General features: G+C 45.3%; 12 protein-coding genes. 4 read left to right on the forward strand and 8 right to left on the reverse strand.

Translation table 11 applies throughout. The features are described from left to right. Positions 1–203: 203 nt before the first annotated feature. Positions 204–1,337 (reverse strand): M48 family metalloprotease, encoded by a 1,134-nt coding sequence (locus tag ABS362_RS17475; RefSeq protein WP_350414097.1) that lies wholly within the window; start codon positions 1,335–1,337, stop codon positions 204–206. A 337-nt stretch (positions 1,338–1,674) separates the two neighbouring features. Here ABS362_RS17475 and ABS362_RS17480 point away from each other — a divergent pair, with 337 nt between their 5' ends. Then, positions 1,675–5,145, forward strand: a complete 3,471-nt coding sequence (locus tag ABS362_RS17480; RefSeq protein ID WP_350414099.1) for a class I SAM-dependent DNA methyltransferase — start codon at positions 1,675–1,677, stop codon at positions 5,143–5,145. A 129-nt stretch (positions 5,146–5,274) separates the two neighbouring features. Here the strand turns inward: ABS362_RS17480 and ABS362_RS17485 are convergent, their stop codons facing one another. The 5 genes from ABS362_RS17485 to ABS362_RS17505 form a co-directional block, all read right to left on the reverse strand. Continuing rightward, on the reverse strand, positions 5,275–5,685 hold the full coding sequence (locus tag ABS362_RS17485; protein ID WP_350414101.1) for a hypothetical protein: 411 nt from the start codon (positions 5,683–5,685) through the stop codon (positions 5,275–5,277). A gap of 7 nt (positions 5,686–5,692) precedes the next feature. Then, on the reverse strand, positions 5,693–5,920 hold the full coding sequence (locus ABS362_RS17490; RefSeq protein ID WP_350414103.1) for a hypothetical protein: 228 nt from the start codon (positions 5,918–5,920) through the stop codon (positions 5,693–5,695). A 605-nt stretch (positions 5,921–6,525) separates the two neighbouring features. Then, positions 6,526–8,841 (reverse strand): GH92 family glycosyl hydrolase, encoded by a 2,316-nt coding sequence (locus tag ABS362_RS17495; protein WP_350414104.1) that lies wholly within the window; start codon positions 8,839–8,841, stop codon positions 6,526–6,528. Between the two features lie 481 nt (positions 8,842–9,322). Continuing rightward, positions 9,323–9,937, reverse strand: coding sequence for a cupin domain-containing protein (locus ABS362_RS17500; RefSeq protein WP_350414106.1), 615 nt, complete (start codon positions 9,935–9,937; stop codon positions 9,323–9,325). After that, positions 9,934–10,479: an RNA polymerase sigma factor gene (locus ABS362_RS17505; protein ID WP_350414108.1), complete on the reverse strand. Its 546-nt coding sequence runs from the start codon at positions 10,477–10,479 to the stop codon at positions 9,934–9,936. Before ABS362_RS17505 ends, ABS362_RS17500 begins: the two co-directional genes overlap by 4 nt. A 144-nt stretch (positions 10,480–10,623) precedes the next feature. Here ABS362_RS17505 and ABS362_RS17510 point away from each other — a divergent pair, with 144 nt between their 5' ends. Continuing rightward, on the forward strand, positions 10,624–12,024 hold the full coding sequence (locus ABS362_RS17510; RefSeq protein WP_350414109.1) for an MATE family efflux transporter: 1,401 nt from the start codon (positions 10,624–10,626) through the stop codon (positions 12,022–12,024). Positions 12,025–12,106: 82 nt separating this feature from the next. Here the strand turns inward: ABS362_RS17510 and ABS362_RS17515 are convergent, their stop codons facing one another. After that, positions 12,107–14,533, reverse strand: a complete 2,427-nt coding sequence (locus ABS362_RS17515) for an ABC transporter permease (protein WP_350414110.1) — start codon at positions 14,531–14,533, stop codon at positions 12,107–12,109. Positions 14,534–14,790: 257 nt separating this feature from the next. Between ABS362_RS17515 and ABS362_RS17520 the strand changes: the two genes are divergently transcribed. Next, a complete protein-coding gene (locus ABS362_RS17520) occupies positions 14,791–16,146 on the forward strand; it encodes a sigma-54-dependent transcriptional regulator (protein WP_350414112.1) in 1,356 nt (451 codons plus the stop codon). Then, on the forward strand, positions 16,136–17,488 hold the full coding sequence (locus tag ABS362_RS17525) for a sensor histidine kinase (RefSeq protein WP_350414114.1): 1,353 nt from the start codon (positions 16,136–16,138) through the stop codon (positions 17,486–17,488). Before ABS362_RS17520 ends, ABS362_RS17525 begins: the two co-directional genes overlap by 11 nt. Before the next feature lie 149 nt (positions 17,489–17,637). Here the strand turns inward: ABS362_RS17525 and ABS362_RS17530 are convergent, their stop codons facing one another. Further along, positions 17,638–20,745, reverse strand: a complete 3,108-nt coding sequence (locus ABS362_RS17530) for a PAS domain-containing protein (RefSeq protein WP_350414115.1) — start codon at positions 20,743–20,745, stop codon at positions 17,638–17,640. Positions 20,746–21,004 lie beyond the last annotated feature (259 nt).

Genomic DNA, 21,004 nt, shown 5'->3' on the forward strand with positions numbered 1-21,004 from the left:
CAGGCATTTAACTACGAAGCTGTTTAGTGTTTTATCTGGCTTCAGTATACGCCCTTGCTGTGTGTTTTCACCAGCAAGTATAAAGGGTTAGGCACCTGGATTGTTGGTGAAAACACCAACAATGGCTCGAATCTGTCATATCAAAAAGCCCCTGCAACTGGTATGCAGGGGCTTTTTGATATAATAGTTTCCGTATTCCTTTGCTACAGTATCTGACCAATGCTAGCTACGAATATTTCATGTAGTTGCTGTGGGGTCAGGATCTGACCTTGCACTTGTGCCCCATTCGCTAGTTCGTAACCTAAGCGTGCTGCTGCCATACGTTGCATTGGTGTACCATGGTGCCCGGAACTTGTAAAGCTGCAATCTCCTATCTGGAAGAAAAGAGTAAAGAACTGCTCTACACGTTTCCAGTTATAGGTAGCACCGCGCTTATGCGTCATATAATAGGCTGCCATGAAATCTGCTTCCAGTTCTGTATGTCGGGTTGCTTCTGCTGGTGTTGCGCCGGCACCATTCGGGTACCAGGTTTTAAAGTTATCAAACTGTATCTGGTGCGCCCATTCGTGTGCCAGTACCCCAGTCCAAACAATGTCTTGCTCAACACCCGACTCTGCTACAATTTTCACAAGTCCATCCCCAATCACAATCAGGTTACCACTCGTAGCAAAACCATCCGCCGAAAAGAAAGGAGATTCAGGCAAAGTAGAAAATTCAGCATTAAGGCTTATCAGCAGGTCTGCGTATTCGTATGCTTCTGCTTCAGTAGCAAAACCAGAGAAGTAGTTAAATAAGATATAAGCTACTTTATCACGATCATTTAGCGTTGCGTTATGTTGCCCGTTCACTCTAATCTCACCCGGCATGTTCCAGAAGCTTTCCAGTTCTCGCTTTCGCTTGGTCATAAAATTGGTGTACTCTCCTTTTTCCCCGAAGGTCTGTGGCTCAGTCTGGTCTAAATAGGCCGAAACAAAGTTAATATCCATGTAAAGGCCAAACAGATAGTTTGCGATAGCTCCACCAAATGCCGGAACAAGTTCCTGCCCAAGTTGGCTGATATACTTATTCTGCACGGTTACAAATTCAGTAGGCCCACATGTAGTAGGCTCAATGGCATTGTTCACTACCAAATAATCCCTTAGGCTCTCGTTTATAAGCGCAAGCTCAGCTGAATTTTTCAGGGTTATAGTATTGTCAAGCTTTACTGCACCCGACAGAGTAACAGAGTTTTGAGTGGATGAACTTGATTTAATATCCATCTCTTCCATATCTTTTTCACAGGATACAGTCAGGAACCCTAAGGCAATACAGAATAGAGAAATTTTAGGTGTTTTCATAAAAGAAAGGTGTAAGAGGGTAAAAAATGTTTGCGTTGGTATATAGTTGAATTATTACATTTATAGATTGAAGTGATACGATAACATATTGATTAAGTTTAAATTAGTTTATTTTTAATTGCACTATTTTGTTATTACTATATTGTATTTAATCAATTAGATATTCTTAAAATTATAATACTAGTTTTCGTCCGAACATTAAACTATAGTCCGAAACCTGTGTTACCAGCATCTCCAGCCCATAGAAAATTCATGATTCCGGTTGTGTGATTCTTATTTTCTCCTTAAATTTTCCTAAACTGCATTTTGTAAACTATAGCCAAACACGGAAACAAACATGCCCTCTACCGCTACCCCAACTATAGAAAACTTCATCGCCCGCTGGAAAGCCTCCGGTGCTTCGGAACGTGCTAACTACCAGCTGTTTTTAACCGAGCTGTGTGAGCTGTTGGGCGTGGAGAAGCCGCAGCCGGCCACCGACAAGGTGCACGAGGCAAGCTATACTTTTGAGCGGCCTGTGGTGTTTGATGACGGGGAGGGCAAGACGAGCACCAACTTTATCGACCTTTACAAGAAGGATTGTTTTGTGCTGGAAGCCAAGCAGGGCGCCGACAAAGCAACTATAACCGAGGCCGAAATGCTGGGCGCGGAACGGGCAAAAACCAAAACTGGTACCGCCACCCGCGACACCCGTACCTGGGACCGCGAAATGAAAAAGGCCAAGGAACAGGCGCTGCGCTATGCCCGCTCTTTGCCGACCACCGAAGGCTGGCCACCGTTTCTGGCTGTTGTGGATGTGGGTTATTGCCTGGATCTGTATGCTGACTTTGCGCGGCAGGGAAAGACCTATGTACCCTTCCCTGATCCGCAGAACTATAGAATTACCTTAGATGAGCTGCACCGCATTGAAGTGCGCGAGCGCCTGCGTTTGCTCTTTACCGAGCCGCTGGAACTGGACCCAAGCCGACGTGCAGCACGGGTAACGCGTGCGCTGGCCGAACGGCTGGCGAAACTGGCTGCCTCTTTAGAGCAGACCGGCTATACCCCGGAGCAGGTGTCGGGATTCCTGATGCGCTGCTTGTTTACCATGTTTGCCGAAGACGTGCAGCTGTTGCCCGAAAAGTCGTTTACCAAACTGCTGCAGGACTACCGCCACAACATCACCTACTTCCCGCACGCGTTGCAGGCGCTGTGGCAAAGTATGGACCGTGGCGGTTTTGATGCGGCCCTGCGCACCAACATCCCGCAGTTTAACGGCTATTTGTTTAAAGACCCCGAAGCGCTGCCTATTACCGAAGCCCAATTAGACCTGCTTATACTTGCCGCCGAGGCCGACTGGGCCGACGTGGAGCCAGCCATTTTTGGTACGTTGCTGGAGCGGGCTTTGCAGCCGCGCGAGCGCCACAAGTTGGGTGCCCACTACACGCCCCGCGCCTACGTAGAGCGCCTGGTTATGCCAACAGTAATTGAGCCGCTGCGCGAAGAGTGGGAAGCTGCCCGCACCGCCTCGGCTATACTCGAAGATAACGGCGACGAAGCCGGAGCCCGCAAAGAGATAGAAAACTTCCACCGCCGTTTGTGCTCGGTGCGCGTGCTGGACCCGGCCTGCGGAAGCGGCAACTTTCTGTACGTAACCCTGGAGCACCTTAAAAGGCTGGAAGGTGAAGTAACCGGGTACCTCGACCATTTCCCGGGGCAGAAAACGCTCGACATGACAGGCGGCTATACTGTAACGCCGGCGCAGCTGCTGGGCCTGGAAGTAAACCCACGGGCTGCGGCCATTGCCGACGTGGTGCTCTGGATCGGGTATCTGCAATGGCACTTCAGGGCGCACGGCTCGGCCACCCGCCTGAGCAACCCTATATTGCGCGAGTATGGCAACATAAAGCAGCAGGACGCGGTGCTGAGCTACTCCGACCGCAAACCGCGCCTTGACGCCAACAACCAGCCTGTTACCCGCTGGGACGGCCACAGCACCAAAACGCACCCGGTTACCGGACAGGAAGTACCCGACGAAACCGCCCGAACTATAGTTTACGATTACCTCGACCCCAAACCCGCCACCTGGCCCGAAGCCGATTTTATAGTAGGCAACCCGCCGTTTGTGGGCAATAAGCGCATGCGCGATGCTTTGGGAGATGGCTATACCGAAGCGTTGAGAGAAGCTTACAAAGGTATAGTTCCAGACAGTATGGACTTCGTAATGTACTGGTGGCATAAAGCAGCTGATATAGTACAAGCTGGAAAGGCAGAAAGGTTTGGTCTGATTACAACTAATAGTATCACCCAAGCTTTCAATAGAAAGATGATTGAGTCTTTTATGGAATCAAACTCACCTCTTTCTCTGATATATGCTTTTCCTGATCACCCATGGGTTGATAGCGCAGATGGAGCAGCTGTTCGAATTGCTATTACTGTTGCTGAAAAAGGTAAACTTAGTGGGAGATTACAGAGTGTAGTCAAAGAAGATGAAACAGATGGTGTAGAAATTAAGATTGTAATACAAGAGAAAGAAGGTCGAATTCATAGTGATATAACAGTAGGTGCAAATACAGCTCAGACTGAAATGCTTAAAGCTAACAGCAAGCTAGCAAGTCAAGGTGCAAATCCTCTTGGTTTAGGGTTCAGATTGTCTAAAGCTGATGTAGAGAAGTATGGCTTTGAATTAGAAAACTTGCCATCAACATTACGCCCTTATGCTATAGGAAGAGATCTTGTCCAAAGATTTGAGCAGAAGTACGTAATAGATTTTACTGGATTCAATGAAGAAAAAGCTAGAACAGCACAGCCTACTTTATATCATCACCTGCTCACATATGTTAAGCCTGAGAGAGATTTAAACAGAAGAGAAACACGTCGTAAAAACTGGTGGCTTTTTGGTGAAAATGCTCCTATGTTTAGAAGCGCTTCTAAAGGTATAACAAAGTATATCGCTACTTGCAGAACAGCAAAACATAGAATTTTCAGCTTCCTTGATTCCTCATTTATACCTGATGCAAAAATAGTAGCGATTGCTCTTGATGATTATTATCAATTAGGGGTTTTAACAAGTACGATTCATGTTTCTTGGGCTATGGCAACAGGAGGTTGGCTTGGAGTTGGAAATGATTCTAACTATAATCACTCCGACTGTTTTGGTAAATTCCCCTTCCCTGCCGCCACCGACTCGCAGAAGGAGCAGATTCGAACTATAGCCGAGCAGCTAGACGCGCACCGCAAGCAGCGGCAGGCGCAGCACCCCACGCTAACTATAACAGACATGTATAACGTGCTGGAGAAACTGCGGTCGGGCCAGCCACTGAATGCCAAAGAACTGAAAACCCACGAACAAGGTCTGGTCAGTATACTGTTGCAACTGCACACCGAGCTCGATGCCGCTGTTGCCGCCGCCTATAGTTGGCCCGCCAACCTGCCCGAAGAAGAAATACTGGAACGCCTGGTTGCGCTGAATAAGGAACGCGCCGGCGAAGAAGCACGCGGCCACATCCGCTGGCTCCGCCCCGAGTACCAGAACCCGCAAGGCACCCAGCAAACCGACATGGGCATAGAAGCAAAAGCCAAAACTATAAAAGCCACCGCCAAAGAAACCCTGGCCTGGCCAAAAACGCTTTCGGAGCAGGCACAGGCCGTGCAACGCGCCCTGCAACTACACGAGCGCCCAGCCACCGCCGAAGACCTTATAGTTCAGTTCAAGCCTGTAGCCAAACCACAGCAACCGCAGCGCCTGCAACAGATCGACAGCCTGCTGCAAACGCTTCATGGCTTAGGCTTATTAAGAAAGACCGAACAGGAGCAGTATGTAAAGTAACAACCATAGCTTTCCTGAAAATTACCTATCCGCTATAGTAATTGAAAGCCTTCTGGAATTGTAACTCATGTAAAAAGGCTTCTTCCCGGGGCATTATGCAAACTAAGGGAGCTTACTGTAAGGCAAGGTTTATTTGTGCAGCAGCCACCGCATAGCTTCATCCCTGTTGTCAAACATCTGTACTTGCACAGGCACGGGCACAGCATCCTTAATATTACCTAACATAGAAGCGATCTTGTATTCACGTGTGTTATCCGGCGTGGTCAGGCGGGCCACTTTCCGAAGGGAGGTTTGCAGCAGGCCTACCGTTAGCTGGGCCATAGTGGTCTTGTATTCTGATTCGGACAGATCGTAAGTGTTGCTCGTGAAGTCCAGGAGCAGGCGGGTAATGTTGTAATCTTTTACACAGGCAATAATAGAGATAAAGGTACTCCGGACTTCAGCCGCATCGTAAGGCCGGACAGTTTGCAGGCTGGTCCTTAAAAGGTCTTCAGCAGGATCATAATCCAGTTGGATGAGATGGTCTTTATAAAGTATCAACAGCAGATTATTTATCAGAAGCCATATAACGTTTTTTCAGGTTAGCCATTCCTTCCGCATTTATTTCATCACCTTCTCCCAAAAAGGGGGTTAGTTCTTTCAGCAGCATGTGGTCGTTAATATAAATATATACTCCATCTACTAAAAAACGGCGACAAGGGCAGCTAACGTCATCTGTCAGCAGCTGCATTTCTGACCGCGTTTGGTTGGTGAGCAGTTTAATTAAGTCAAACATGAGAAAAGGTAACTCTAAACCTAAAGACAATAGTACCCCGTTTAGGCTACATTAAAAAATGAGAGATATCATTATCCATTACTGCCGGCAAGGGAGGTTGCTGATCAATTGTGTTAACCTAAGCAAAATGTCATCTCAACTTGCCTGATACGAGAGCCAAGAGGTCCCAGTCTGGCTGTGAGATATCTGTCTGAAAGCCTCTTCAATACATCCAAAATAGGTTTCTGACTTAAAGCGGGCCCTACGCCAGTCATGAATGACAGCTTAAAAATGAATATCCCTTAAATTGATGGAGTTGGGTCGCCAGTGCGGTCTCCACTTCCATAGTAGATTTGCTGGAATCGGACAGCAGCTTTTTAATATCGTAGTTGTGCACGTGCGTTACAATAATATCAAAGCTCAGCTTTACTTCAGCAAGTATCAGGCAGGACATATCAGGCAAGGTTGTTACTAACACATCAGTCGCCGGCCTTCCAATAACAAGTAACTAACCGAAATGCTCGCTTCGTTCTACTGAACAATTAACCTGTAATATTCCTATAAAACAGGAAAACACCTCTGGTTTAAGATGCTTTCCTGTTTTATAACTCTTTGCTGGTTCGTGCTTACGGGGCAACTGCCATCAGTTTCTTGTTCGGTTTGCTCCCCATATAAAACGTGATCTTGCCACCCTTCATGATCTCGGAATGCGTCAGGTACGTGCGGTGAAACGGCTGTCCATTCAGCTCCATTTTCTGAATGTACACATTCCTGTCCTTCTGGTTCTTTACATCAACTATAAAAGTCCTGCCATTCTCCAGGTTTATACTTGCCGATTTAATGGCCGGGCTGGTAATGGCATATTGTTCGGAACCTGGCGCAACAGGATAAAAACCCAACGCGCTGAAGATATACCAGGCACTCATCTGGCCAAAATCATCGTTACCTCCCAGGCCATCTATAGTTGGTTTATACATGGCTTTTAATACCATGCGTGTGCGCTCCTGCGTTTTCCAGGGTTGATCTGTCCAGTTGTAAAGGTAGGCTACATGGTGGCTTGGCTCGTTACCGTGCACATAGTTCCCGATAATTCCTTCCCTGGAAATGTCTTCGGTATTCTCGAAATACTTGTCCGGCAGCTCCATGGTAAAAAGTGAATCCAGGTGCTGAACAAAGCGCGCCTTCCCTCCCATCATAGCGATCATCTGAGCCGGATCGTGTGGCACATACAAACTATAGTTCCAGGAGTTGCCTTCAATAAAGCCCTGCCCATGTGTATCAAGTGGGTCAAACTCCTTCTTCCAGGTACCATCGCTTAGTCTCGGACGCATGTAACTAGTCCTGGCATCATATACATTCTTATAGTTCCGGGCACGCTTGCTGAACTCTTCGTAAATATCCTGCCTGTTCAGCTTTTTCGCCATCTGGGCAATGCACCAGTCATCGTAAGCATATTCCAGGGTTTTAGATACTGATGAGCCATTCTTGTCTTCGGGCACGTAACCCATATCCATGTAGTATTCCAGTCCATCGTAGTAGCGGGTGCGGGCCGTTTGCACGCTGGCATCCAGGGCACGGTCTGCATCAAAATTGGCCATCCCTTTCATGACCATATCAGCAATTACCGGCACCGCATGGTACCCGATCATGCACCAGTTCTCGTTGGCATGATGCGACCAGACCGGCAGCATGCTGTGTACACTCTGGTCGTAATGCGCCAGCATGGATTTTACCATATCGTTGTTGCGGGCAGGCTGCAAAATGCTGAACAGCGGATGCAGGGCACGGTAGGTATCCCAGAGCGAAAAGCTGGTATAGTTGGTGAAGCCATCGGCCTGATGCACATTCATATCTAGACCCCTGTACTTGCCATCCACATCCATATAAGTTGTTGGCCCTAAAAAGGAATGGTACATAGCCGTATAAAAGTTCACCAGGTCATCTTTGCCGGCATCTACCACTACCTTGTTCAGTTCCTTGTTCCAGAGTGCCTGCCCTTCGCGTTTCACACGGTCAAAGTCCCAGTGCGGAATCTCGGCGCGCATGTTTGCCAGGGCGCCTTCGGTACTCACCGGCGAGAGTGCAAATTTGATCTTTATCTTCTCCCCTTCCTGTGTTTTGAAGTCGAAATAGGCACGAAGCTTTTTGCCCGCAAACTCCGGGAAGTTTTTGGTCTGGTCGAACTTGCGCCAGAAGCCTTTGTATACCTGCGCTTCTGAGTAATCTTTGTTGCCATACTGGTAAAAGGGCTTACTGAAGGCCATAGCAAAATATACCGTGCGGGTACGGGCCCAACCATTCGTCTGGCGGTAACCGGTGATCAGGGTATCATTCTCCACGCGTACAAAGGTCCAGGTGGTTTTGCCATCGTAGTTATAAATTCCCGACATCAGGTCAAGAATTATATGGGCTTCATCAGACTTAGGGAAAGTGTACTGGTGCATACCCACACGGTTGGTAGCCGTAAGTTCTGCCAGTATGTTGTGGTCGTCGAGTTTTACTTTATAGTAGGCCGGTTCCGCCTGTTCGCTGGTATGCGAGAAGGCTGAACGGTAACCGGATTCCGGTTTATCTTCGGTGCCGGGGTTCAGCAGTAGTTTGCCCGTGGTTGGTGCGATCAGGAAATCGCCCAGGTCTGAGTGCCCGGTACCGCTGAAATGGGTATGACTAAAACCAACTATAGTTTTGTCGTCGTGCTGATAACCGGCGCAATATTTATACACGTCTTTGTTATACCTGCCATTTACTTCATAGGGTATCGTGTCGGTGTCAGGGCTGAGCTGCACCATGCCAAACGGAACCGTTGCCCCCGGGTATGTATGTCCCATTTTAGCAGTCCCGATCATGGGGTTTACATATTGAACCAGGTTAGGAGCTGGTTTAGATTGTGCAAACGTAAGGATGGGTAAAACCAGCAGGATTGTCTGGACGAGCTTCATCATTTATCAATCTGTATAATAAGAAATGAGATCTAAGGTTACGATTTAAAGATAAGGTATATTTCGTGATCTGGATAATAGGCCGGACTACATTCAGCGTAGTACTACAGGAATGGGTAAACCGTGTACTTATTTTAGCCTAAAAAAGGCAATAGCAGGACTATGCCGTTTTAAACGGCGGTACCCAAGCTGTAACTGTTCGTAGCAGGAGGCAATGGTATTAAACTCTGATCTTTGTCTGCAATCCAGATCGTATCCCTACGCTGTTAGTTATAATAGCCATGCAGCAGGACAGAGAACTGTAACCTAGTTAAAGCTATTCCTTTAAACCTGGATATACTTTTAGCTAAAGGGCACCTACAGGAGTAACTGCCGGAGATTGGAGATAGAATAAGAAAGTATATTTAGTTTCTGGCTATAGTAACATTACTTAAAATGAGCTAACGCAAAAAAAATGGCGGCTATACCTATAGTTAAGAAATTCTCAGGTTACGCTCAGGCGTTGCAAAATAGCTTTGCAGGGTACTTTAGATGTAACTGTTAACTGGTGTGGTGTGTGCAACGGAATATCAAAATAATCACCTGCCCCTAACATAAAAGTATTATCTCCAGCCTGCATTTTACAGGTACCTTCCACAACCAGAAACCGTTCGTATTCGTCATGGTGCACTTCCTGCTCTGTTTCTTCACTTACCCATATAATTGCCGTGGTGGCAGTTGGAGTATAACCTATGATCCGGGCATATATTCCTTCGGCATTTTCCGGAAGTATAGCCTGTTCATTTGCCAGCCATTTATCATAATCACTGACCTTAGATGCTGGTGTTAATACCGGCGGAGACTCTGGCAGTTCGCCTTGCTTCATCCGCTCCAGGTAATCTATAGTTGCCATCACGAGCGTCTTAACAGTTCTTCGTGGCTTTATGGCACAGGTCTGCGCATAATATTCTATAGCCTGGCTTATCTGCTCTATTTCCTGCTTTACTTCAGGATGGGCAATAGCCATTTGCTCAACAGCACGTATATCTTCCGGACTGGCGGCGCCCATCACATATAGTTCCAGGATGCCAGACTCTATAAATTCAGTAATAGGATTCATGCTGCTCTCTCTGCCTTTAAATGTTTGAAAGCTCTTTTTAAAACTGTCTTTAGTTCTTCCACCGTCATATCCAATTTACCTGCAGCCTCTTCGCATGTATAGCCTTTGAGGTAAAGTAATTCCAGCGCCATTCTATCCTTAGGAGCAAGTGTGCAAAGATCCTGTTTTTTTACCTGCCCGTTATGCAAATTCACTTTTTTATTTTGCTGTGAAAGTGTTGATGGGTTATTCAGAGAGTCAGAAGTATTAGGATAACGTTGCGATTTAACAGCCTCAAGAGCTATACCGCGGGCTATGGACAACCCCCAGGTAAGCAGGCGTTCTTTAGAAGCATCATAAACTCCGATCCGAGACCAGATAGCTACAAATGTTTCCTGTAGCACCTGTTCTGCCAGTTCAGTATCATGCACTATCCGGGATATAATACCCATCATTACCTGGGCATAGGCATCATATAATTTACCGAGCATTTCCTGTCTGCCCTCACGTAATGCAGCTACAAGGCTCTGTTCAGTCTCTCCCTCAAAGTCTATTCCCGACATATTGATTTATTATCAAGCAAGGCGATATAAAATTAAAATAGCAGGAAAATATATGGTAGAAGCACCTAATGATAAAAAAATTATATTCCCGCAATAGAGCAATACGTAAAAGCAGTGAACAATTTACAAAATCTACTATATTTTATGTTTTCAGACAAAGCCAGCGAGTACTTCCAACTGGTCTGGGCTGCTATTAAAGGTAAAGAGCAGGACTATACGACGCTGGGTATCCGGAGAAGTATTGTGTTGCTGGCTATTCCCATGATTCTGGAGATGCTAATGGAGTCTCTGTTTGCTGTGGTTGATATTTTCTTTGTTGGGAGGCTTGGGGCAGATGCGCTGGCAACTGTAGGCCTGACAGAGTCAATCCTGATGCTGATCTATGCCGTGGGAATGGGCATAAGTATCGCAGCAACGGCCATGGTATCGCGGCGGTATGGCGAAAAGAATTATCATAAGGCAGGCAATATCACATTCCAGTTGCTGGTGACCGGTACCGGCTTAGCCTTTTTGCTGGGTGCTGTCGCGTTTTACTTTGCCCCTGAAATACTAACGCTCATGGGTGCAACCCCGGAAGTAGTGTCCACTGGTGTTAATTATGCCCGTATCATCTTTGCAGGAAACTTTCCTATCATCCTGCTTTTCCTGATAAACGGAGCTTTCCGGGGAGCAGGATTACCCCACCTGGCCATGCGCGCGCTCTGGATCGCAAACTCTGTAAATATAGTTCTGGATCCTATCCTGATCTTCGGCATGGGTTCGTTTACAGGCCTCGGGCTGGAAGGTGCTGCCTGGGCTACAACTATAGGCAGAAGTGTGGGTGTGGCGTACCAGCTTTACCATTTGCTCAACGGTAAACACTCGCTAAAGATACTGCGCAAGAACCTTGTTATCCGCTTTTCAGTGATTCTCAAAATTTTAAAAGTTTCTTCGGGTGGTATAGGGCAGTACCTGATCGACTCAGCCAGCTGGATCTTCCTGACCCGCATTATTGCTGAGTTCGGTAGCAATGCCCTTGCGGGCTATACGATAGCTTTCCGGATCATCATTTTCACACTGTTACCTGCCTGGGGCCTTAGTTCTGCAGCAGCCACATTAGTTGGCCAAAACCTTGGAGCACTTAAAGCCCGGAGAGCCGAAGTAGCTGTATGGCTCACCGCCCGTTATAATGTGATTTTCATGGCCATAGTTACGTTGGTCTTCCTGCTTTTCGGTGAGAAGCTGTCTGCTTTCTTTTCCCAGGATCCTGAAGTGATCAGTATCGCTTCAGAAGCTCTAAAGATCATCACGCTTGGGTATGTGTTCTTTGGCTTGGGCATGGTCATGATACAGGCATTTAATGGTGCCGGCGATACCAGAACACCGGCGCTCATTAACATCGGCGTACTCTGGCTGCTCGAGATTCCGTTAGCTTACTTCCTGGCTTTAATACTCGAACTGGAAGCGACTGGGATCTTTATAGCTATAGCTATTTGCCACTCCTTTCACGCGCTGGTAAGCTGGTGGTTTTTCAGGCAAGGCAAATGGAAAAGAACACGGCTATAGTTCAGCTTAAATTTTAATAGGCTTCACACCTGAACTTTGCCATACCGGCATACCTGGATTTTCAGAACAACTCACCCATCATTTAATCAAACCTTAAGTTAAGTATGGGGTTTGCCCGGGCAGCTTTTATAGCCTGGAAACTGATCGTGAAGAACGCCACAGCAGCAGCTACCAGACCGGCAACTATAAATACCCAGAGTGAAATATCAATGCGGTAGGCAAAGTCTTCTAGCCACTTATTCATCGCGTACCAGGCAAGGGGAAAAGCAATGAGTGCGGCCACAATTACCAACTTCAGGAACTCTTTAGACAGCAACGCAACTATAGTATGATTTTCGGCACCTAACACTTTGCGTATTCCAATCTCTTTTTTCCTGCGTTCGGCAGCATAGGCAGCCAGGCCAAATAACCCCAGGCAGGCAACAAAAATGGCGATGCCGGTAAATATCCAAAGCAGGGTTTTAAGCTTGTCTTCAGAGGTATACATCTTCTCGAAGTTATCATCCATAAAGATGTATTCGAGCGGATAATCAGGGGAGAACTTAGACCATACCTGCTTTACATTAGCTATTGAACCGGCAACATTAGCTTCATCCAGTTTAACAGCAACTTTTATGTTAGCCCCCGGAAAAATCTGAAGCACAGTTGGCTCTACTTTATCATATAAGCTCTTTACATGAAAGTCTTTCACAACACCGATTATCTTCCCTTCTTTTAAGGAATCAGGATTTGTATCGCTCCAAACCGGCCATAGCAGCGGCTGCCCTAACGCCTTTTCAGGTGAGCCATACCCCAGATCTTTTACCGCAGTTTCGTTTATGATAAAGGCTTTATCGGCATCTGTTGCAAACTTTTCGGAGAACGTCCTTCCTGCAATTACTTTAACATCCAGCGTTTCGATGTAGTCGAAATCTACCATCAGCATAGTAGCGCCGTGATGAACTTTCTCTCCGTTCTTAGGCACAATTATCCTGTCTCCGGCAGTAGCATCTCCCGGGAAACCATAACCTATAGATACATCTTTTATACCCGGAGCTTTTGCCAGTTCATTTTTAAAGGTCTTATAATTTGCAAACATATTATCGCCACGCATCTGGAAGAACATGATTTGCTCCTTATTAAAACCGAGATCTTTGTTGTGCAGGTACGCTACCTGTTTGTAAACTATAGTTGCACTTATGATCAGGAAAATAGACAAGGCAAACTGCACTACGATAAGCCCGTGACGCAACCACTGAATACGGCCCACTTTACTATCAGCCACTACCGCCCCTTTCAGCACTTTTACAGGCTTAAAACCAGATAGCACCAGGGCAGGATAAAGACCAGCCAGAATGCCCACAACTATAGTTAGGCTGAGTAAAAGCAACAGGTTAGCAGGATCCGAAAATACATTAAAGCTCATTTCCTTGCCCGTAAACTGGTTTAAGGAAGGCAGCAGTAAAGAAGTAAGCGCAGCCGCAAAAATGACACTGATGAGCGTAAGAATTATAGTTTCTGCGAGAAACTGGAACATTAACTGCGTGCGGCTGGCGCCAATGGCTTTCCTAACACCAACTTCTTTTGCCCGCTGCATAGACTTTGCAGTAGCCAGGTTCACGAAATTAAAACACGCAATAAGCAGGATAAAAACAGCGATGATGCTGAGTGCCCTGACGTAGGTTATGTTTCCTTTAAAGGCCTGGTCGAACTGAAGGTTGGAGGAGTATAGGTACACTTGGTGCAGTGGTTGTAAAACAGGTTGGTCGCTATGCGGCTGGTTAGTATCATCATCGATCTGCTTTTGTACAATGTCTGTAAATTTCGCTTGTACCAGTGCAGGGTCTGCACCTTCCCTTAGCTTTACATAGGTGTAGAATTGCTGCCATCCCCAGCTTTTCATACGATCAGCAGGCAGCTCTGCCGCATCCATCGGGAGTACAAAGTTTACCGGGAAATGAAACTTCGGATTACTCTCAAAAACACCTTTAACGATAAAGTTTATCTTATTAACCTTAACTTCTTTTCCAACAGGATCTATGTCACCAAACACTCTTTCGGAAAACTTATCAGAAATAACGATAGACGATTTATCAGCCAGTGCTTTTTCAGGAGAGCCATACTTAAACGGAAGCTGAAACACTTCGAAAAAAGTAGGATCTGAGAAGGTGCGTCCTTTCTCGTAGATCGCTTTGTCACCGACTTCAACCAGGTTTTTGGCATCCATCTGCAGCATAAGTATGCGCACTACTTTTTCTACTTCCGGAAAACTCTCTTGCAGGGTGGTACCAAACATGGGCGGCACGCTGGATATAGCCGAACCTGCCTCTTTAGCTGACATATCATTGTAGACACGATATATCTTATCTCCTTCCGGCAAAAACTTATCATACTGCATTTCATCGTACACAAACAAACCGATCAGCAGGCAGGCTGTTAAGCCAAGTGCTAACCCAGCTATGTTGATGAATGTGAAACCCTTGTGTCTGAAAAGATTTCGGTAGGCTGTGATAAAGTAATTGCGGTACATAGTTTTGCAGGTTATAGGTTATCTATAGAGTTGGCATATATGCTCCTGCTTAGCTTTACATACCGAATGCCAAAACAATATATTGCTGTGAATCAATCAATTACACAACCATATACTGAATATGTGTGCAAAATCGCGCATTAAGTGTGCGATTTTGCACACCTTATAGTTTGCCAAACCCGCAAAACTGATTCAGCATCAGCATGTTGTATTAATGGCATAATTATAGTTTCTTTAATAACTATAGCCAGATAATTATGCACCTGACAAAAGCTTCCATACTTGTAGTTGATGATGACACCGATGTTTTAACAGCAGTCCGCTTGTTACTACGGCCTCAGGTAAAGGAAATTGTTACGGAAAAGAACCCGGAGCAAATTGTTTCGCTGTTAACCCAGCACTCTTTTGATGTGGTGCTGCTGGATATGAACTTCAAGAGTGCACTGAATACCGGAAACGAAGGGTTGTATTGGCTGAAGAAGATAAAAGCACTTAAACCCCAGACTGCTGTTATCATGATCACAGCGTACGGCGACATTGACCTTGCTATCCGCTCGCTAAAGGAAGGTGCTTTTGATTTTGTTGTAAAACCCTGGCATAACGAGAAGCTGCTCACTATAATTTCGGATGCCCTTGCCAGCAAAAATAATGTATCAAAAAAGCCAGCACTAACTATAAGCAAAACCATTTCCGGCCCGGAACTGCTCGGAGAATCTGAGCCCATGCAGGACATCCTGCTCAAGATCCGAAAAGTTGCGCCAACAGATGCTAATATCCTGATACTTGGCGAGAATGGAACAGGAAAAGAACTCATTGCAAAAGCCATCCACGAGAACTCCCTTCGTGCCGACAAACCTTTTATTAAAGTAGATGTTGGAGCCCTGACGGAATCCCTGTTCGAAAGTGAGTTGTTCGGGCACAAAAAAGGTGCTTTTACAGACGCCCGTGAAGACCGGGCCGGCCGTTTTGAAGCTGCACACGGAGGTACTATTTTCCTGGATGAGATCGGAAACATCTCGCTGCACCAGCAGGCAAAATTGCTTAGTGTTTTGCAGAACAGGCAAATCATAAGACTCGGCTCTAACGAACCAATTGATATTGATGTGCGGCTGCTTTGCGCTACAAACGTACCCTTAGCGGAACTTGCAAATGAGGCCCGCTTCCGGAAAGACCTGGTTTACCGCATCAATACAGTGGAAATTATGGTGCCGCCACTTCGCAAACGTGGTAATGATATCATCCTGCTAGCAAATCATTTTGTGGGTGTTTACGCTGCCAAGTACATGAAGCCAGTTCCGGAGCTTTCAAAGTCTGCTACCGATAAGCTGCTGCATTACCAGTACCCTGGAAACGTGCGCGAACTACAATATGCCATCGAGCGGGCGGTAATTATGGCCGACAACCATGTACTCGAAGCCCAAGATATTCTGTTCTCCCCACTCGAATCTCCGGCTCCTGAAAACCAACAACAGGAATCGAACCTGGAAGTATTGGAGAAAGCAACTATAAACCGGGTACTTGAAAAGCATAGTGGCAACCTAACCAGAGCAGCAAAAGAATTAGGTATTACCCGCACAGCACTATACCGTCGATTAGGGAAGTATGATATTTAAAACCTTCGAAGGGCGGCTGATACTACGAGTCGTTCTGCTGTTGCTCACGTTGAGCGCTCCGGCTATAGTTGTAGTTAATAGCCTGTCAGAACTCCTTGTTTTCCTGTTACCCCTTCTGGTTTTCCAGGTTTATGAGCTCATACATTTCTTAAAAAAGGCACAGGAAGAGTTCAACCAGTTTGTTGAGTCTGTACATTACCGCGACTTTAACAGATATTTTAACGAGAAACAGGCACCAGTAGAGCTTGAAGTTTTACGAAAAGGATTTAACGAAATCAACTCTACTTTTAAAGCGCTAAGCAAAGAGAAAGAATCGCAGTTTCAGAACCTGCAACAGGTGATGGCATTGGTAAACACTGGTATTCTGTCTTATGATGTGGCAACTGGTGAAGTCGTGCTGATGAATGCCCCCCTGAAAAAACTGCTGCATCTCCCCCACATGCAAACCATACATTACCTGGCCAAGCGTGACCAGGATCTGTATGAAGAAGTTCTGAAATTGCAGCCAGGCCATACTAAAATCGCAACTGCCCATACTACATATCTGGAGAAAGCATCCTTTAAAGTATTGCTATCAGCAACCGGGTTCGAAAATGAAGGCAGCAACTATAAGCTGGTAGCTTTCCAGAATGTGAACGAAGCGCTGGACGAAACTGAATCTCAGGCATGGCAAAAGCTGCTAAACGTGATGACGCACGAGATCATGAATTCTGTAGCGCCCATTTCTTCGCTTGCTGATACGCTAAAGAACCGTTTACATGAGTCAACTATAAAAGGTATTTCTTCGGCTGATGTGGAAGACCTGGAAGTAGGCATAGAAACTATAAAACGCAGAAGCCAGGGACTTTTACGCTTCGCTGAAACCTACCGTAATCTTAGCAAGATCACCAAACTAAATCTGGAAACGGTGAATGTGCAGGAGCTTTTTGGCAACCTGAAACAACTTATGCAACCAACGTTAGTTCAGAAAAACATCCAGCTAACTATAGTTCTTAAAGAGCCACAAATCGCAATACAGGCCGATACCAATCTACTTGACCAGGTATTGATTAATTTACTGGTAAATGCCATTGAAGCGGTAAAAGATCAACCTGAGCCGGAGATCACACTTACTGCGTACACCGATTCTGAAAATAAGACCGTGATCAAGATTATAGATAATGGAACAGGCATGTCGAAAGAGGTGCAGGAAAAAATATTCATTCCTTTCTTCAGTACTAAAAAACAGGGCAGCGGAATTGGTCTAAGCTTATGTAAGCAGATTATTTTGCTCCACCGGGGTACTTTGCAGGTACAATCTGAACTAGGAGAAGGAACAGTATTCTCATTGCGTTTCGGGTAAATCTTCTCAAAAATTGAGAGAAGGAAATAGGTTGATGGAGCAAATACCTGATAAAATATGTAGTTGTTGCGATATTTCTATGCCATAGTTAAAAAGGCCTATCAGATTTCTCTAATAGGCCTTTTTAATTCAATGCAGCATGGTGGTAACTAAACTGGTATAGTCACTTTAAAAGTAGTACCTACATTTTCTTTACTTTCAACAGCAATACTACCTCCTGCATTCTCAACTATCTTTTTTACCATATATAAACCGACACCTGTGCCCTCCACATGGTCGTGGAAACGCCTGAACATAGTGAATAATGAACCTAAGCTAACTTCGTCCATCCCTAGCCCATTATCTGCAACCGTAATTATAAAATAATGGGAAATCAGCTTACAACTGATGTCTATTTGTGGTGCCAGGTTATGTGCCTTGTATTTAATAGCATTAGACAGCAGGTTATACACTACACTACGTAAATTCTTTTTCGAAAAGCGGATAAACGTATCGTCGGCAACATCAATACTTAAAACTGCACCAGTAGTTTTGATCAAAGGAGCAAGATCAAGCGTCACTTCCTTAATCACATCCGTTAAGTTTACCCGATCAACTTCCGTACTGTGTTCTTGCTGAAGCTTCGCTACATCCGTCAGGCTCTCTATAGTGCTCTTAAAACGATCCACTGAAGCCTTCATCATATCGAACAGCATTTGAGCATCATCACTTTTGCTGTTAGTAATACTGTATTCATCGGCAAGTATAGTCAGCAACCCTTCTATGTTTGAGATAGGAGCTTTTAAGTCGTGGGAAGCGGTATAGATAAAATTATCCATGTCGTTGTTAACGCGCTTTAGGTGGATGTTACTTGCTTTTAAGGCTTCCTGCTGTTCCTTGTTCTCGTGCACATCGGTGGCTGTACCAAACCACTTCTGTACCTTGCCATTACTGTCGAGCTGTGGAAATGCACGGCTCAGGTGCCAGCGCCAGGTTCCATCTGTCATTTTAACGCGGTGCTCTATCTCATATACAGAACCTTCTCGTACAGCTTTATCCCAGGCTTTAACGGTTTCATCAACATCTACAGGCATCACCAGACTTTCCCAATTCCAGCTTCCATCTTCAAGTTTTGTAGCACCTGAATAGTGGGATACCCGTTCATTATAATAGGTAACCCTTCCATCCGGTGCTGCAATCCAGACAAGTTGAGGCATGGCATCGGCAAGATTTTGCAGGTCCCGAATACCTTCTTCAAATTTTCGGGTTGCTAATACCTGTTCGGTCACATCGTGGCACAGCACCATAATACCGGTAATGCGGCCATCCGTTTCTTTGTAAGGCTGATAAACGAGGTTCAGAAAGCCTTCATTTTTCTTGTTGCTCGGGGTAACATAATACGGCTGATCATATAAGTAGAGCGGCTTCCCTGTACGCATCACCTGATCAAGGTAGGGTTTGAATGCTGTTTCCGCATCTGGTAAAAGACTAAACAGTTTTTTACCACTTAACTCATCCACTGTACTGCCAAGCAAACGGGCATAGGCATCGTTTACGACATCAATCCGCAATTCTTCACCATTCAGCACAACTATACCAACAGAGGCTTCGCGAACCAGATTCCTAAAACGAGCTTCACTTTCTTTTAACCTGTTCTGGAATAGAACCTCATCGGTCACATCACTAGCGGTATGATGCAGCCCGTATACTTCACCGCTGGCATTAAACAGAGGTTTATAAGTATAATTAAAATAAAAAGATTGTAAACGCCCATTAATAAGAAGATCAGCTTTCTCTTTCAAGCCAATATAAGCTTCGCCTGTTCGGTAGACCTTTTCTAAAAGATCCGGAAATGGCTGATTTTCTAACTCCGGTAAAGCTTCACGAAGGGTTTTGCCCACTACACTTTCGTCCTTGCCCCAATACGTGAGCATGATCTCGTTGGCATACCTTATTTTTAATTCCGGGCCTAAATAGAGTGCTGTGGCTATAGGTGCTTCTTCAATAAGAGTGCGATAACGTTCTTCGCTTTCTGCTACATGTTGATGTGCCAGATATAGTTCTGTTACATCGGCCCCGGTATTAACTACGCCATATACCTCGCCAGCTGTATTATATAAGGGCGTAAAGCTTAGATCAAAATAATGAGATTTCAATTTACCGGCTATTACCAAATCAACCGGGTGATTCTTCGCCTGGAATGGGATTCCGGTGGTATATACCTGATCGAGTAACGCAAAAATTTCCTGGCTTTCTAGTTCGGGCAATACGTCTTTGTATAGTTTGCCAACTATATCGTTCCCTTTTCCCAATCCATCTTTCAGCGCCTGGTTGGCAAATTGTATACGCATTTCTTTGCCCACATACACCCCTATCGGGTGATGAGAACTTTCGATTATCGTACGGACCTGCAGCTCGCTTTCCTCTACTTTTTTGCGGGACAGCACCTGCTCTGTTACATCATAACTTACACAGAAAACACCTTTAGCCTGTTCGTCCCCAGTGTTTACATAATAAGGTCCATACGTGAAATTGTGGTAATGAACTTCTTCCTTTCCATCTGTTACCAGCGTTAGCGGGTACTCTGTAGCATGGAAAGCTTTGCCAGAGATGCGTACCTGTTCTAATAACTCCGGAAATCCCTGCTCTTTGGCTTCAGGAATAATTTCGAAAATAGGTTTACTTATAATGTCAGGAGTTTTATTCAGCAGGGAAAGGTATTCCTTGTTGGCAAGCTCTACAATATTTTCAGGTCCTGAAACGATACAGACAGCTACTGTCGCCTGCATAAAGAGGCTGTATTTTTTTTCTAAATCTCTAAAGCTGACTTCCTGTTTTTTTGCTTTTACCTGATCTGTTACATCGTTTGTACTGTGCAAAATATACAGCACATCACCTTTTGCATCAATTACCGGCCTGCTTTTAGCCTGCCAGTAGCGCTCTTCAAAACCACCATCTTTTTTAATCAGGTCGTAGCGCACCACTGGCATCTCGTCCAGCTCTTTCGTTTCCACCACCTTGTTCAGCGATTCTCTCAAAACAGAAAATCCAATCGATTCAGTGGTATCAGGATTTCCAGGAAATACTTCAAATACGCTTCTGCTCACTATTTCCTCTCTCTCCATTTCAGTGACCTGCACCATGTCGTCGCTTACAGCTAAAATGGTAAAGTGCGGTGGGTTTGGTTTTAGAATCACAAAATTCCCGATCATAGCTCCGAATAGTAATTGGAAATCCAGTGCCAACTCGTTATTGTTATCAGGTGTTTCGTGAAGCATGTTATAAGGATAAAGATTACACTAATGTACAAATTTACCTTGAAGACAGCAGGTATATCTTTAATAAGAAAAGATGATAGTAAATGTTATATTCTGAAAATTGCACAATGAAGTTGGTATGTTGCACTGAATGTTTTTTTATCACACAATCGTAACTTAGTCACAGATCAGTTTCACATATCAATTACTTATTTTAGACATAAAAAATTTGAGCATCATTGCTGCTTATTGCATCGACATGGCTATCGCATCCAAGGGC

Source organism: Pontibacter populi (genome assembly GCF_040278685.1).
Lineage (GTDB): Bacteria > Bacteroidota > Bacteroidia > Cytophagales > Hymenobacteraceae > Pontibacter > Pontibacter populi.